Here is a 13836-nt window from a genome sequence, read left to right on the forward strand (position 1 = left end):
CCTCGGTTGACAATTCAGCTCCTGACGCGATAGAGTACGTTTATTGAAGTTCTCGGTGCGCTTTAGCCCGTGCGAACACGGAACTATTCAATATACGTGAAGAAATACCCCGGCCGTCAAATTCGGACCGGGGTTTTTGTTTGCTGCGGTGCTCGGGCGACTTACGGCGCGGCGGCGAGCACGGCACGCAGCCGCGCGAGGATGCCACGCCACTCGTCGGCGGCGCCGGCATCGGCCCAGAGGTCCGCGAGCTCGGACTCGGGCGCGAGGATCCGGTCGATGGCCCGGACCGAGAGAGCGGCGAGGTCCCCGGGCAGCGACGGAACGGGCTCCTCCGGGCCGTAGACGGAGTCGACCGGCTCGCCACCCGGCAGCCCGGCCGCGACGACCGCGGCGGCGGCCAGTGCCTCGTCCGCGTCGGGCGCCTCGACGTACCCCGGCGCCTCCAGAACCCTCAGCAGAGCGGCTCGTACATGCCCCGCCCTGGCCTCGGGTGCCAGCTCGTCGAGGTCGCCCGCGAAGTCCGCGGCCGAGTCGTTGTCGAAGGGTCCCGTGCCCCATGTCCCCATGGCCTGCTCCCGCCTTGTCGATCACCAGTGCCTCGGGCATCGTGGCAGCCGACACTGACAACGATGGGGGGTCCTTCATGACACAGGCGGCCGACGGCCGGGTGGCCGGGGCGCTGAACCTGCTCCGGGCCTGCGGTGCCGGGGAGATGGAGCATCCCGGTGGGACGCTCCTCGCTCACCTGGAGCGGGTGCGGGCGCGGCTGGCGGCCTGGGGCGCGAGGGACGAGCTGCAGCTCGCGGGGCTGTGCCATGCGTTCTACGGCACGGACGGGTTCGGCGCGTCGCTGCTGCCGCTGGAGCGGCGCGGGGAGCTGGCCGCGGCCATCGGGGCGGAGGCGGAGCAGCTCGTGTACTTCTACGCGAGCTGCGACCGGGACGCGTCCTATGCGACGTTGGCCTCGGACGACGCGGCGTTCCGGGACCGGTTCAGCGGCCGGACGTTCACGCCGGAGTCGGGACAACGGCGTGACTTCGCGGAGCTGACGGCTGCCAATGAGCTCGACCTCGCGGTGGTGAACGAGGACTTCCGGGCCGAATGGGGCGGGTGGCTCCTCATGCTCTTCGCCCGGTTCGCGCCGCTGCTGAGTGATGCCGCGCGCCAGGATCTCCGCACCGGACTCGATCCGGGCGACGAGGCACGTGCCGCCTTCATCCGGACCTTGGAGCGGGGCGAGGCCCGGCGCGGAGTGGTGTCTGCCACCGAGAGTTTCGGCGTGTTCGTGGAGCTGGGCGGCGGGGACGACGGCTTCATCAACTGCGCCGAACTGACCTGGTCGTCCGAGCACTTCGCCCACCCGTCCGAGCTCGTGAGCGTCGGCCAGGAGATCACCGCCACCGTGCTCGACGTCGACTGGAAACGCGTACAGGTCCAGCTGTCCCTCAAGGACCTGGAGCCGGACCCGCTACGGGAGTTCACCCGCACTCAGCTGGGCCGGATCGTGCCCGGGGTCATCACGAAGCGCGCGCCGATCGGGGCCTTCGTCCGCGTGCTGGACGGGGCGGTGGGCCTCGTCCCCGTCGCCGACCTCGCGGGACGCGAGCCGCTGGTCGGCGACGAGGTGAGCGTCGAAGTCGTGGGCGTGAACGTCAGCCGTCGCCGGATCACGCTCGCCCTGCGCTGACCACGACGGTCAGATCACGTCCTCGAGCTCCATCAGAAGCTTCCGCTTCGGCCGCGCCCCCACCATCGACTTCACCGGTTCGCCACCGCGGAACACCATCAGCGTCGGCATCGACAGCACCCCGTACCGCACCGCGACCTCGGGGTTCGTGTCCACGTCGAGCTGGACGACCTTGACGCGGTCCGACTTCTCCGCGGCGACCGCGCCGAGGACCGGCGCGAGCTGATGGCACGGGCCGCACCACTCCGCCGTGAACTCGACCAGGACCGGGCCATCCGCGCCCAGGACCTCCGTGTCGAAGTCCGCGTCCGTCACCGTCGCGACGCCTTCTGCCTGGATCATCCGTCAACCTCCGCATTCACGCTGCCGTATTCACATTGCGGTTCCGGGCCGCCCGGCAGCTCTGCCTCGGCCCGCAACAGCTGCGCGCCGACCTTCGAGCGCACCGTGCGAAGCTGGTCGATGAGCTCGTCCAGCTCGGCGAGCTTGCGCCGGTAGACGGCGAGCGAGGCGGGGCAGGCGTCCCCGGCCGGGTGACCGGCACGCAGGCACTCCACGAAGGGCCGGGTCTCCTCCAGCTCGAACCCGAAGTCCTGCAGGGTCCTGATCTGCTGGAGCAGCCGCAGATCGTGCTCGTCGTACGTGCGGTATCCGTTCACCGCACGCCGTGCGGGCAGCAGCCCCCGGGACTCGTAGTAACGCAGGGTGCGGGTGGTCGTCCCGGCCCGCTCCGCCAGCTCGCCGATTCGCATGCGTAGGACCGTAAGCCTTGACGTCGGGGTCAAGGAAAGCCCGGGACAGGCCGCGGACCGCCGGCGTCGCCCTGCCTGCGGCAGTCGCCCGAAGAGAGCAACGTAAGGGGACGGGCCTGCCCAGGGCGGGTGCCCGGTGGTCGGCGTCAGCGTGCGGAGCGCACGGCCTCCACCGTGCTCGCCCAGTCGTCCGCCCCATGCCCCTTCGCGATCGCCCGGTCCGCGACAGCCTTGATGGATTCCAGGTGGGCGACGTCGAGACCGCGGGTGCGGGCCGCGTGCAGGATGTGGTCGACGCCCGCGGCCATCATGCCGAGGTTGGCCTGGGTACCCGCGTAGGTACCCGCGTCGATGTTCGCCGCCGTGTACTCCGCGATGGGCGGCAGGATCTGGACGATCGTGCTCAGATACGGGGCGATGTCCGCGGCCTTGACCCCGTCGGCCGTGGCCAGCGCGTACGCGTGCACGAGGCCCGACATGCTGCCGTAGAAGAAGTCCAGCAGGGAGAGGTCGTAGAGCGCGGCGAGTCCGGGGTCCGTGCCGACGAAGACGGTCTTGCCGCCGAGGGCCTTGAGGGCGGACTCGTACCGGTCGAACGCGTCCCGGGAGCCGGAGTGGAAGAGCAGCGCGTCGGGCGTGCCGATCACGGGAGTGGGCACCATCACCGAGCCGTCCAGATATGCGATGGACCGCTCCGCCGCCCAGGCCGCGGTCTCCCGAGAGCGCTCGGGGGTGTCGGAGGTGAGATTGACCAGGACCCGGCCCTGCAGCGCATCGGCCAGCGGGTCCAGGATCGCCTGTGCGGCGTCGTAGTCGACGACACAGAGCACGGTCAACTCGCTTGCGCGTACGGCGTCTTCGGCGGTGACGCCCCGTACGGCGCCGCGCGCGACGAGTTCGTCGCCCTTGCCGGGGGAACGGTTCCAGACGGTGGTGGGATGGCCGGCGTCCAGGAAGGCTCCGGCGAGGGCCCGGCCCATCGCGCCGAGGCCGATGACAGTGACGGATGCGTTCTCGGTAGGCATGAGGATCATGCTTCTTCGCCGCATACCGCCCCACAAGTACCGACTTGGAAGTCAGATACTCACCTGGAGGTAAACATCCAGGTCAACCGTCCGTCGGCAGCAGCGGCTTCCGCTCCACGGGCGAGGAGAGCACGATCGACGTCGTCGTGCGGCCGAGTGCGGACGTCTGCTCCAGGATGCCCTCCAGATGCACGGTGTCCGTCGCGGCAACCTTGAGGATCCAGCAGTCCTCGCCGACGACGTGGTGGACCTCCACGACCTCCGGCCGGGCGAAGAGCTCCTGCGAGCGCGGGTGCTTGAGGTTGTAGCCGCCATGCGGGTCGACCCGGATGAAGGCCTGAATGCCGTAGCCGAGCCGGGCGGGGGAGACATGCGCGCCGTACCCGCTGATCGCGCCGCACGCCTCCAGCCGGCGGACGCGCTCGGTGACGGCGGCCGGGCTCAGCCGTACCTGCCGGCCGAGCTCGCTCAGTTTGATACGGCCGTCGCCCTGAACGATCTCCAGAATGTGCCGGTCGACCCGGTCGAAGACGACCGCCGAGGTTTCGTTGGCGGCGGCGCGCAGCTGCCGTGGTTCTTTCGGCGCGGAGGCCGGAACTCCCATGTCTCCCCCTTCAGGACGTGGCCCGCCAACGTAACACTGGTGTTCCTGGCGTCAGGGCCGGCCCGGTCCACCGGACAGGCCCTGACCGCCGACAGGGGCCGACAAGGGGAAAGAGCGACGTGGGGATCGGAATGCGGGACGTGTGCGTGATCGGCGGCAACCGGTATTTCGGAAAGCGGCTGATCGAGCGGCTGCTGCACGCGGGGACGCGCGTCACCGTCATCAATCGCGGCTCGTCCGCGCCGCCCGCCGGGGCCGTTCATCTCGTCGCCGACCGCGATGACGAGGCGGCCCTGACGACGGCGCTCGGCTCACGCACGTTCGATGTGGTGATCGACCAGGTCTGCTACACCCCGCGCCAGGCGGACATCGCCCGCCGGGTCTTCGCCGGCCGAACCCGCCGCTATGTGATGACCTCGACGGTCGAGGTGTACGAGCACGAGGACTCCGCGGACCTGGTCCGCGAGGACGCCGTCGAACCGCGCACCGTGGCCGTCGACCTCGCGCTTCCCTGGGACGACGAGGACTTCCGGGAGGATCACTACGGCGAGGGCAAGCGCCAGGCCGAGGCGGTGTTCGCGCGCGAGCCGGCGTTCCCGTACGTCGCGGTGCGCGTCGCCCATGTGCTGGGCGGGGAGGACGATTTCACCGGCCGTCTCGACCACTACGCCGACCGGATCCGGGCGGGCGAGCCGATCGCGGTGCCCGCCGTGAATCATTCCGCCACCTATGTGTACGTCGAGGAGATCGCCGCATTCCTGGAATGGGTGGCCGGCGCGGAATGCACCGGCCCGGTGAACGCGGCGGCGCACGGGCGGCTCAGCACGGCCGACATCTGCGCGGCGGTGGCCGGGATCACCGGTGGCACGGCGGAGTTCCGTGCGGTCGGGTCCGGTGAGGTCTCCCCGTTCTCCTTCGCCCGCTCGTACGGCATGGACAATTCCCGCGCCGAGCGGCTCGGTTTCCGCTTCGGCCGCAGTCAGGAGTGGCTCGGGCGCGCTGTCGCCGAGACCGTCGGCCCGCGCGCCGCGGAGGTGCGGCGATGACGGCCGTACGGTCGATCGGCGGGATCGAGGTCGGCGCCGTCGGGCTGGGCGCGATGCCGCTCTCCATCGAGGGCCACCCCGACGAGGCGCGGGCGGTCGCCACGGTCCATGCCGCGCTCGACTCGGGCGTGACACTGATCGACACGGCCGACTCGTACCATCCGCCGGGCGGCACGCCCGGCGCCGGTGAGCTGCTGGTCGCGCGCGCCCTTGCCGCGTACGGCGGCGATACCGGGAACGTCCTCGTCGCGACCAAGGGCGGGCGCGGGCGCACCGCCGACGGCGACTGGTCGGTCAACGGCGATCCGCACCATCTCAAGCGTGCCGCGCGGGCCTCCGCCAAGCGGCTCGGCGTCGAGGCGATCGGGCTCTATCAGCTGCACAAGCCGGATCCGGCCGTTCCGTACGCCGAATCGCTCGGCGCGATCCGCGAGCTGCTCGACGAGGGCACGATCCGGCTGGCGGGGATCTCCAACGTCGACACGACGCAGATCGGGCAGGCGCGGGAGATCCTGGGTGACCGGCTGGTGTCGGTGCAGAACCGCTACTCGCCCGCCGTGCGCGACAGCGAGGCGGAGCTGCGGCTCTGCGCCGAGCTGGGCCTGGCCTTTCTGCCGTGGAGCCCGCTCGGCGGGATCTCGCGCAGCTCGCTGGACGGGGCGTCGGGACAGGCGGAGGACCCGGCGTTCACGGGCTTCCACCGGGTGGCGCGGGAGCGCGGGGTGAGCCCCCAGCGGGTGGCACTCGCCTGGCTGCTGGCACGCTCGCCCGCGGTGATCCCGATTCCCGGAGCCAGTAGACCGGAGACGGCAAGAGACTCGGCCGCGGCCGCCGCGCTCGAACTGACCGAGCGGGAGACGGGGCTGATCGACGCGGACTGAGCTGCCGTTCGGTGAACTGAGCTGCCGCTCGGCGATGGCGTGGCGGCACCGGCCGGTCCGGCTGGTGCCGCCAACTGCACTGTGCATTGAGGAAGTTAAGGGAGCGATGTCATTGACGGCTGCCCTGGCTCCATCTACAAAACTCTGTGAGAGCGCTCTCAAGCCCCCCTCGGCACCATCCTCACCGGAGGTGTTCCTTGAGCACGAGCCGCATCCGACGCACTCCCCTGTCCATCCCGCTGTCCACTCCCCTGTTCACCGCACTCCTCGCCATGGCCGTCGCCCTCACCGGCTTCCTCGCCGTCAGCGGCGCGGGGACGGCGCGCGGGGCCGTACCGCCCGCGCCCGGCTGGAATCTGCAGTGGAGCGACGACTTCACCGGACCGGACCGATCGCTGCCGTCGTCCACCAACTGGCAGACGGACACCGGCCACGGCTATCCCGGCGGCCCCGGCAACTGGGGCACCGGCGAGATCCAGAACTACACGTCCAGCCCCGACAACCTCAGCCTCGACGGCAACGGCAATCTCCGTATCACTCCGCTGCGGGACAGCACCGGCAACTGGACCTCCGCCCGGATCGAGACCCGCCGGGCCGACTTCAAGGCCCCTGCGGGCGGCACCCTGCGCATCGAGGGCCGGATCCAGATGCCGAACGTGACCGGTGACGCCGCCCTGGGCTACTGGCCCGCCTTCTGGGCGCTCGGCGCGCCGTACCGGGGCAACTACTGGAACTGGCCCGGTATCGGCGAGTTCGACATCATGGAGAACGTCAACGGCATCAACTCCGTCTGGGGCGTGCTCCACTGCGGGGTGAACCCGGGCGGCCCCTGCAACGAGACGACGGGCATCGGCGCCAGCCGCACCTGCCCCGGCGCGAGCTGCCAGTCCGCGTTCCACACGTACCGCTTCGAGTGGGACCGCTCCGTCTCCCCCAACGAGCTGCGCTGGTACGTGGACGACCAGCTCTTCCACAGCGTGAACCAGAGCCGGGTCGACGCCGGCACCTGGGCCAACATGACGGACCACGCGGGCTACTTCATCCTCCTCAACGTCGCCATCGGCGGCGCCTTCCCCGACGCGCTGGCCGGGAAGACCCCGACCGCCGCGACCGTCCCGGGCCGCCCGATGCTCGTCGACTACGTCGCCGTGTGGACGCGAGGCGGTGGCAGCACGACCCCGCCGGACCCGACCGACCCGCCGCCCTCCGGCTCCTCGCAGCTGTATCTGCGTACGGGCGGTGGCGCGGGTGACGCGACGGCATCGGCCTCCACGGTCACGCTCGCCTCGGCCGGTGGAACCAACCACGACGGCACCCCGAGCAACCCGCAGGTGTTCACCTCGGGCCCGATCACGCGGACGTACAACGGCGGCTCGACACAGTTCGATCTGTTCGTGGACGCCGGGACGACCGTCGCCAACGGCCAGCAGGTGAGGGTGAGTTACGACCGTACGGGCGACGGGACCTGGGACCGTACGGAGACGTACCACTACTTCGCCACCGACCCCGTGCCCGGCTATGAGCACTACACGCAGGCGAGAGGTCTGCAGTCGGCCACCGGGGCGCACGGGAACCTGACCAACGGCAAGGTGCGGGTCGAGGTGTGGAGCGCGATCGGCAACGGCAGCAGCACGCTCGGCACCGGCAACCAGTCCGTCGTCCGTATCCCCTTCGGATGATGGGGGAGTTCTCCATGAAGCCTCTGTTATCCCGAGTGATCGCGGGCGCGGCAGCCGTGCTGTTCCTGGCCACGGCGGGGTGCGCGACGGACCGCGACGGCCACCCGGGTCATGCCGCGCACCCGGGTCATACCGCGCACTCGGGGCACGCGTACACCTACAGCAAGGCCCAGCAGGCGGCGATCGTGGCGCAGGCGGCGGCCCCGTTGCGCGGGAGCGAGTTCCGCGCGGACTGCTTCTCCAGCCACCGTCGGGGCGACGACCCGATCACCCCAAGCCCAACTACGGTGAGCAATGATCCTGTTACACTCAGCCCTTGACGGGTCACGCACCCGTCCGACTGCCGGGAGGGTAGTCGCCGGACGGGCATGACCCGTCAAACTCACCGGAGCAATTCAGGTGAGAGTCCCAGCCACGCTGGCGGGAGAACTCCAATACCAGGGCATCACCGATAAAGAGCCCTGAACCACGCCTGTACGGCGTACCCGCGGGGGTTGCGCCGTACAGGCAACGCGCTGGCCACCTCCCCCGACCAGAATCCGGCCGCGCGCTGGTCCTGCGTCGGCAGGCCCGAGGCCGGCCGGGACTTCATGAACTGCCTGCCCGGCACCAGGCTGGAGAACTATCTGGACTTCCCGACCTGCTGGGACGGGAAGAACCTGGACAGCGCCAACCACCGGGACCACATGGCGTACGCGGCTGGGCAGCCCTGCCCGGCGAGCCATCCCGTGGTCGTACCGCGCCTGGAGCTGCTGATCACCTGGCTGGTGACCGGCGGCGGATTCACCCTGGCCGGTACCCGCGGTGGCGTGAACGTGACGGACGCACCCGGCTACACCTTCCACGGCGACTTTTTCAACGCCTGGGACCAGGCGGAGCTGGAGCGCCGGGTACGAAACTGCGTCGTCGCGGGCTACATCTGCGGGACGGACGGCAATCCGATCCAGCAGTGAGCTGTCAGTCACGTGCCCGCGAGCGGTAGCGCGGCGAGGGACCGTCGGTCTCGGCGCCCTCGCCGCGTTCAGGCGCCCGGGGGCCGGAAGTCGACCTTCTTCTGGGTGGCCGCGTCGATGTCCTCGGGGCTGAGCAGCACGATCGCCTTGGACTCGACGGTTCCGGTGGCGCGGGCCGCCAGGGCGCTGGCGGCCATCGACACGTGGTCGGGCATGTCGACGACGCAGTACAGGTCGGCTTCCCCGAAGGCGTAGTACATCCATTCGAGCGTGCCGCCGCACGACTTGACCTCGTTCTCCACAGCGGTCCTGCGGCGCGTTCCCCCTTCGGCGAGCAGGCCCTTGGTGCCCTCTGCGGTGTAGCTGGCCTGGACCAGGTATTTCGGCATGTGTGCCTCCCGTATCCCGATGCGCCGCCGGGTGCGGCCACGGTTTCACCATTGGGCACGGCACGCGATACGGCCATCCGGAGACCGCCGCTCGTGGTCTCAGCCGCGTGCCCGGAGGGTGGTCGCCGTCGTGCCCGCGCGCGTACGGAGGAGGAGGCGCAGGGTGCCGGGGTTCTCGTAGCCGACACGGCGTGCGATGACCGGGAGCGGAAGTGAGGTGGTCCGCAGCAGATGGCTCGCCTGCTCGACGCGCAGGTCCTGGACGAAGCGGACCGGGGTCGTGCCGAGGGTCCGGGAGACGGCCCGCTGCAGGGTGCGCTCGCTGATGCCGAGCGCACGGGCGGCCTCGGAGACGACGAGCGGCACATGAAGGTGCTCGCGGGCCCAGCGTTCGAAGGCCGAGACGGTCGGATCGCTCTGGGCGAGCGCGGCGGGGATGGTGTACGCGGCCTGGGAGGGGCGTACGACGGCGACTGCGGAGGCCCGGGTGGCGGGGGTCGAGGACGGCAAGCTGTACGCGCACGGGACGACGACGTGCGCGGTGTTCTCGTTCCCGGTGGGCTGACAGGCGTGCGGGCCCCGGCTGGGAGCCGGGGCCCGCACGACCGCTCGGAACTTCTCGGATCTTCACACCACCGCTCGGTCCTTCTCAGACCTTGACGGGCGTCTTCTCGTCCTCGTCGTCCCCCCGCGGCGCCGGTACGTCGGTGGGAGCGTGGCCGGCCGGGGCGTGGTCGTCGACCAGGGTCTTCTCGTCGAACGGGATGCGGCCTGCGAGGACCTCGGAGACCCGGGCCTTGTCGATCTCCTTCGTCCACGTACCGACGAGGACCGTCGCGACGGCGTTGCCCGCGAAGTTGGTGAGGGCGCGGGCCTCGCTCATGAAGCGGTCGATGCCGACGATGAGCCCGACGCCGTCGACGAGCTCGGGCCGGTGGGACTGGAGGCCGCCCGCCAGTGTGGCCAGACCCGCGCCCGTCACGCCCGCCGCACCCTTCGAGGCGATGATCATGAAGACCAGGAGCGAGATCTGCTCGGCGATCGAGAGCGGGTTGCCCATCGCCTCGGCCACGAAGAGCGAAGCCATCGTCAGGTAGATCGCGGTGCCGTCCAGGTTGAAGGAGTAACCGGTCGGTACGGTGATGCCGACGACGGGCTTGGACACACCCAGGTGCTCCATCTTCGCGATGAGCCGCGGCAGCGCGGACTCCGACGAGGAGGTGGAAAGGATCAGCAGGAACTCGCGGCCCAGGTACTTCAGCAGGGCGAGCAGGTTCACCCCGGCGACCAGCCGCAGCAGCGTCCCCAGGATGACGAAGACGAAGACCGCGCAGGTGATGTAGAAGCCGATCATGATGACCGCGAGCGACTTCAGCGCGTCGATTCCGGTCTCGCCGACCACCGCAGCGATCGCGCCGAACGCGCCCACCGGGGCCACCCACATGATCATCGCGAGGATGCGGAAGACCAGTCGCTGGATGTGCCCGACCCCGCGCAGCACCGGCTCGCCGGCCTTGCCCATGGCCTGCAGCGCGAAGCCCGCGAGCAGCGCGACCAGCAGCGTCTGCAGCACCTCGCCCTCGGTGAAGGCGGAGACCAGGGTCTTCGGAATGATGCCGAGCAGGAAGTCGGCCGTGCCCTCACCGGCACCCGCCGCCTGCTTCTCGCCCGCGGCCTTCGCCGCCTCCGTGAGGTGCAGACCGGATCCCGGCTCCAGGATGTTGCCGACGACCAGACCGATGGCGAGCGCCACCGTGGACATCACGAGGAAGTAGCCGAGGGCGAGGCCGCCGACCGCGCCGACCTTGGCGGCCTTGCGGACCGAGCCGACGCCGAGCACGATCGTGCAGAAGATGATCGGCGAGATCATCATCTTGATCAGGTTCACGAAGCCGGTGCCCAGCGGCTTGAGCTCGACGGCGAAGTCAGGGGCGGCGAAGCCGACGATGATGCCGAGGACGACGGCACCGATGACGGCGAGATACAGATAGTGGGTGCGGTCCCGTCTTGCGGCTGCTGGTGGGGTTGCCACGGGGATTCCTCCTCGGCCTGACGAACATCCACGTCCCGGCGGATGTCCTCGATGCCGCGACTATTCATCAGGCTGTGACCCCGGTCACCCTTACGTACGTTTCGTTCACACGAAACCGGCCAGGCAGACTTACGGCATGCACATACCGCGCCTCCGCAGCCTCGCAGGCCAGCTCTTCGCGATGCAGGTCGTGCTGGTCGCTGCGATCGTGGCCGGATTCGCGTTCTTCACGTACGTCACCGACCGCACGCAGGCCGAGGAGACCGCGCGGCGGCAGACGGTGGCCATCGCGACGGCGGTGGCGGACTCGCCGTCGGTGGTGGCCGCGGCGCGGTCCGCCGACCCGTCGGCGGTGCTCCAGCCGTACGCGGAGAGGCTGCGGAAGGACTCGGGCGTCGCCTTTGTGGTGATCATGCAGCCGGACGGTACGCGGTGGACGCACCCGGAGCCGGCCCAGATCGGCCGTACGTATCTGGGGCACATCGACGAGGCGCTGCGCGGGCGCACGTCCTCGGAGACGTACACGGGAGTGCTCGGTCCTTCGGTGCGCACGGTGGCGCCGGTGCGGGACCGTGGCCGGATCGTCGCGCTCGTGAGCGCGGGCATCACGATCGACAAGATCAGCGAACAGGTGGGGAAGCAGGTCACCGCACTGCTGGGGATGGCGGGCGCGGCGCTGGTGCTCGGCGGAGCCGGTACGTACGTGATCAACGCGCGGCTGCGGCGGCACACGCACGGGATGAACGCGGCGGAGCTGAGCCGTATGCACGACTACCACGAGGCCACGCTGCACGCGGTGCGCGAGGGGCTGCTGATGCTGGACGGACGGCGGCGGATCGCTCTGATCAACGACGGCGCCCGGGAGTTGCTCGGTCTTGACGCGGACGCGGTGGGGCGGCCGGTGGACGAGCTGGGGCTGCCGCCCGGCCTCACCGGCGCGCTGCTGGCGAGCGAACCGCGCGTGGACGATCTGCATCTGACCGCCGACCGGGTCCTCGTCGTCTCCACCCAGCCGGTGGTCGGCGGCGAGCGCCGGGGGACGGTCGTGACCCTGCGGGACCACACCGAACTCCAGGCCCTCACGGGCGAGCTGGACTCCGAACGCGGCTTCACGCAGGCTCTGCGCGCGCAGGCCCACGAGGCGGCGAACCGACTGCACACCGTGGTCTCCCTGATCGAGCTGGGCCGCGCGGACGAGGCGGTCGAATTCGCCACCGCCGAGCTCGAGCTGGCCCAGGTCCTCACGGACCGCGTCGTGACCGCGGTCGGCGAACCGGTCCTGGCCGCGCTGCTTCTGGGCAAGGCGGCGCAGGCCAACGAGAGCGGCGTGGAGCTCGTCCTCACGGAGGACAGCCGCATCGACGACGGCGTCCTTCCGCCCTGGCTGCCGCCGCGCGACCTGGTCACCATCCTCGGCAACCTCATCGACAACGCGGTCGAGGCGGCGTCGGCCGCGGCCGCCGAGGTGCCCCGCGCCCGCGCGGGAGAGAGCCGGCCCCGGGTCACTGTCACCGCCCGGACCGACGAGGCCGAGCTCGTCCTTCGCGTCGCGGACACCGGGTCCGGGGTGCGCCCCGGGGACACGGAGGCCGTGTTCGAGCGCGGCTGGTCGACCCGGGGGCCCGGGCGAGGGATCGGGCTCGCGCTGGTGCGGCAGACCGCGCACCGCAGGGGCGGGACGGTCGAGGTGACACAAGGCCCGGACGAGGGCGCCGAGTTCACGGTACGACTGCCGTTGCGCGACGCGGAGGTGAGCGCATGAACCGGCCGGGGGTCCGGGGGTTGCCCCCGGAAAGACACAGCACCGTACGACTGCCGTTGCGCGACGCGGAGGTGACCCCATGACAACACCAGCACCCGCCGGGATCCGCGTACTCGTCGTCGAGGACGACCCCGTCGCCGCCGACGCGCACGCCCTTTACGTGGGACGCGTGCCCGGGTTCACCGTCGCCGGGGTGGCACATTCGCGGGCCGAGGCGTACCGGCTGCTGGACCGGAGGCCGGTGGAGCTGCTCCTGCTCGACCTGTATCTGCCGGACGGGCACGGGCTTCAGCTGCTGCGCTCCCTGCGCGCCGCCGGCCACTCCGCCGACGTCATCGCCGTCACGTCCGCCCGCGATCTGGCGATCGTCCGTGAGGGCGTGTCGCTCGGCGTCGTCCAGTACGTCCTGAAGCCGTTCACCTTCGCCACCCTCCGCGACCGCCTCACCCGGTACGCCGAGTTCCGCGCATCCGCGGGCGAGGCGTCCGGCCAGGACGAGGTGGACCGGGCCCTTGCGACCCTCCGTACGCCGCAGCCCGCCGCGCTCCCGAAGGGCCTCAGCGCGCCCACGCTGGAAGCCGTGTCCCGCACGCTGCGCGACACCCCCGCCGGGCTCACCGCGGCCGAGGCCGGGGCCGCGGTCGGGATCTCACGGATCACCGCCCGCCGGTATCTGGAGCATCTGGTCACCGCGGGCCGGGCCGCGCGCAGCCCGCAGTACGGCCAGATCGGCCGGCCCGAACTGCAGTACCGCTGGATCACTTCCGGCCGCTGAAGGCCGGGCCGAAAGCCCTTTCCGCGCATGGGCATTGAACTTGTTCGCAAGCCCGACCTACGGTCACCGGGCAGCCCTCCTCACCACCTGTCTGCCGATCACGGCGGTGATGGTGCCGGTCTACGGCCTGTTCGTACAGGTCGAACTGATCGACACGATGTACGGAACGGCTTTGTTCCTCACCACGCCCCAACTGCCGTTCGCGATCTGGCTGATGAAGAACTTCGTGACTCCTCCCTCCGGATGAA

At 70.5% G+C, this 13836-nt stretch carries 16 protein-coding genes and 1 pseudogene; 9 read left to right on the forward strand and 8 right to left on the reverse strand.

Annotation, left to right across the window (positions count from 1 at the left end; genetic code table 11):
- Window positions 1-161: 161 nt before the first annotated feature.
- On the reverse strand, window positions 162-569 hold the full coding sequence (locus ACZ6ZQ_RS14585) for a DUF4259 domain-containing protein (protein WP_469768881.1): 408 nt from the start codon (window positions 567-569) through the stop codon (window positions 162-164).
- A 77-nt stretch (window positions 570-646) separates the two neighbouring features.
- Between ACZ6ZQ_RS14585 and ACZ6ZQ_RS14590 the strand changes: the two genes are divergently transcribed.
- On the forward strand, window positions 647-1690 hold the full coding sequence (locus ACZ6ZQ_RS14590; protein ID WP_469768882.1) for a DUF6817 domain-containing protein: 1044 nt from the start codon (window positions 647-649) through the stop codon (window positions 1688-1690).
- Between the two features lie 9 nt (window positions 1691-1699).
- Here ACZ6ZQ_RS14590 and trxA read toward each other — a convergent pair whose 3' ends face one another.
- From trxA to ACZ6ZQ_RS14610, 4 genes are all read right to left on the reverse strand, one after another.
- A complete protein-coding gene (gene trxA / locus ACZ6ZQ_RS14595) occupies window positions 1700-2032 on the reverse strand; it encodes a thioredoxin (protein WP_469768883.1) in 333 nt (110 codons plus the stop codon).
- Window positions 2029-2442: a MerR family transcriptional regulator gene (locus ACZ6ZQ_RS14600; RefSeq protein WP_469768884.1), complete on the reverse strand. Its 414-nt coding sequence runs from the start codon at window positions 2440-2442 to the stop codon at window positions 2029-2031. The genes trxA and ACZ6ZQ_RS14600 overlap by 4 nt, the downstream gene beginning before the upstream one ends.
- A gap of 146 nt (window positions 2443-2588) precedes the next feature.
- On the reverse strand, window positions 2589-3467 hold the full coding sequence (locus tag ACZ6ZQ_RS14605; RefSeq protein WP_469768885.1) for an NAD(P)-dependent oxidoreductase: 879 nt from the start codon (window positions 3465-3467) through the stop codon (window positions 2589-2591).
- An 82-nt stretch (window positions 3468-3549) separates the two neighbouring features.
- The gene (locus ACZ6ZQ_RS14610) at window positions 3550-4071 is read right to left on the reverse strand and encodes an Lrp/AsnC family transcriptional regulator (protein ID WP_469768886.1); all 522 of its coding nucleotides are present in this window, start codon (window positions 4069-4071) and stop codon (window positions 3550-3552) included.
- 131 nt (window positions 4072-4202) lie between these two features.
- Between ACZ6ZQ_RS14610 and ACZ6ZQ_RS14615 the strand changes: the two genes are divergently transcribed.
- The 5 genes from ACZ6ZQ_RS14615 to ACZ6ZQ_RS14635 all read left to right on the forward strand — a co-directional run bounded on the left by ACZ6ZQ_RS14615 (window position 4203) and on the right by ACZ6ZQ_RS14635 (window position 8630).
- Window positions 4203-5117 (forward strand): NAD-dependent epimerase/dehydratase family protein, encoded by a 915-nt coding sequence (locus ACZ6ZQ_RS14615; protein ID WP_469768991.1) that lies wholly within the window; start codon window positions 4203-4205, stop codon window positions 5115-5117.
- Window positions 5114-5998, forward strand: coding sequence for an aldo/keto reductase (locus ACZ6ZQ_RS14620; protein ID WP_469768887.1), 885 nt, complete (start codon window positions 5114-5116; stop codon window positions 5996-5998). The genes ACZ6ZQ_RS14615 and ACZ6ZQ_RS14620 overlap by 4 nt, the downstream gene beginning before the upstream one ends.
- Window positions 5999-6195: 197 nt before the next feature.
- Window positions 6196-7677: a glycoside hydrolase family 16 protein gene (locus ACZ6ZQ_RS14625; RefSeq protein ID WP_469768888.1), complete on the forward strand. Its 1482-nt coding sequence runs from the start codon at window positions 6196-6198 to the stop codon at window positions 7675-7677.
- 14 nt (window positions 7678-7691) lie between these two features.
- Window positions 7692-7997, forward strand: coding sequence for a hypothetical protein (locus ACZ6ZQ_RS14630; RefSeq protein ID WP_469768889.1), 306 nt, complete (start codon window positions 7692-7694; stop codon window positions 7995-7997).
- 141 nt (window positions 7998-8138) lie between these two features.
- Window positions 8139-8630 (forward strand): DUF1996 domain-containing protein, encoded by a 492-nt coding sequence (locus ACZ6ZQ_RS14635; protein ID WP_469768992.1) that lies wholly within the window; start codon window positions 8139-8141, stop codon window positions 8628-8630.
- Between the two features lie 68 nt (window positions 8631-8698).
- Here ACZ6ZQ_RS14635 and ACZ6ZQ_RS14640 read toward each other — a convergent pair whose 3' ends face one another.
- From ACZ6ZQ_RS14640 to ACZ6ZQ_RS14650, 3 genes are all read right to left on the reverse strand, one after another.
- Window positions 8699-9019 carry a GYD domain-containing protein gene (locus ACZ6ZQ_RS14640; RefSeq protein WP_469768890.1) on the reverse strand — a complete coding sequence of 107 codons (321 nt, stop codon included), beginning with the start codon at window positions 9017-9019 and terminating at the stop codon, window positions 8699-8701.
- Window positions 9020-9118: 99 nt separating this feature from the next.
- Window positions 9119-9622, reverse strand: coding sequence for a helix-turn-helix domain-containing protein (locus tag ACZ6ZQ_RS14645; protein WP_469768891.1), 504 nt, complete (start codon window positions 9620-9622; stop codon window positions 9119-9121).
- Between the two features lie 46 nt (window positions 9623-9668).
- Window positions 9669-11051 (reverse strand): cation:dicarboxylate symporter family transporter, encoded by a 1383-nt coding sequence (locus ACZ6ZQ_RS14650; RefSeq protein WP_469768892.1) that lies wholly within the window; start codon window positions 11049-11051, stop codon window positions 9669-9671.
- Window positions 11052-11187: 136 nt separating this feature from the next.
- Between ACZ6ZQ_RS14650 and ACZ6ZQ_RS14655 the strand changes: the two genes are divergently transcribed.
- From ACZ6ZQ_RS14655 to ACZ6ZQ_RS14665, 3 genes and pseudogenes are all read left to right on the forward strand, one after another.
- Entirely contained in the window at window positions 11188-12813 is a 1626-nt protein-coding gene (locus ACZ6ZQ_RS14655; protein WP_469768893.1) for a sensor histidine kinase, read from the forward strand.
- Window positions 12814-12892: 79 nt separating this feature from the next.
- Window positions 12893-13588, forward strand: coding sequence for a response regulator (locus ACZ6ZQ_RS14660; RefSeq protein ID WP_469768894.1), 696 nt, complete (start codon window positions 12893-12895; stop codon window positions 13586-13588).
- Between the two features lie 76 nt (window positions 13589-13664).
- A pseudogene (locus tag ACZ6ZQ_RS14665) lies at window positions 13665-13817 on the forward strand (carbohydrate ABC transporter permease); the annotation flags it as partial.
- Window positions 13818-13836 lie beyond the last annotated feature (19 nt).

The organism is Streptomyces sp. NPDC053673, from assembly GCF_055585225.1.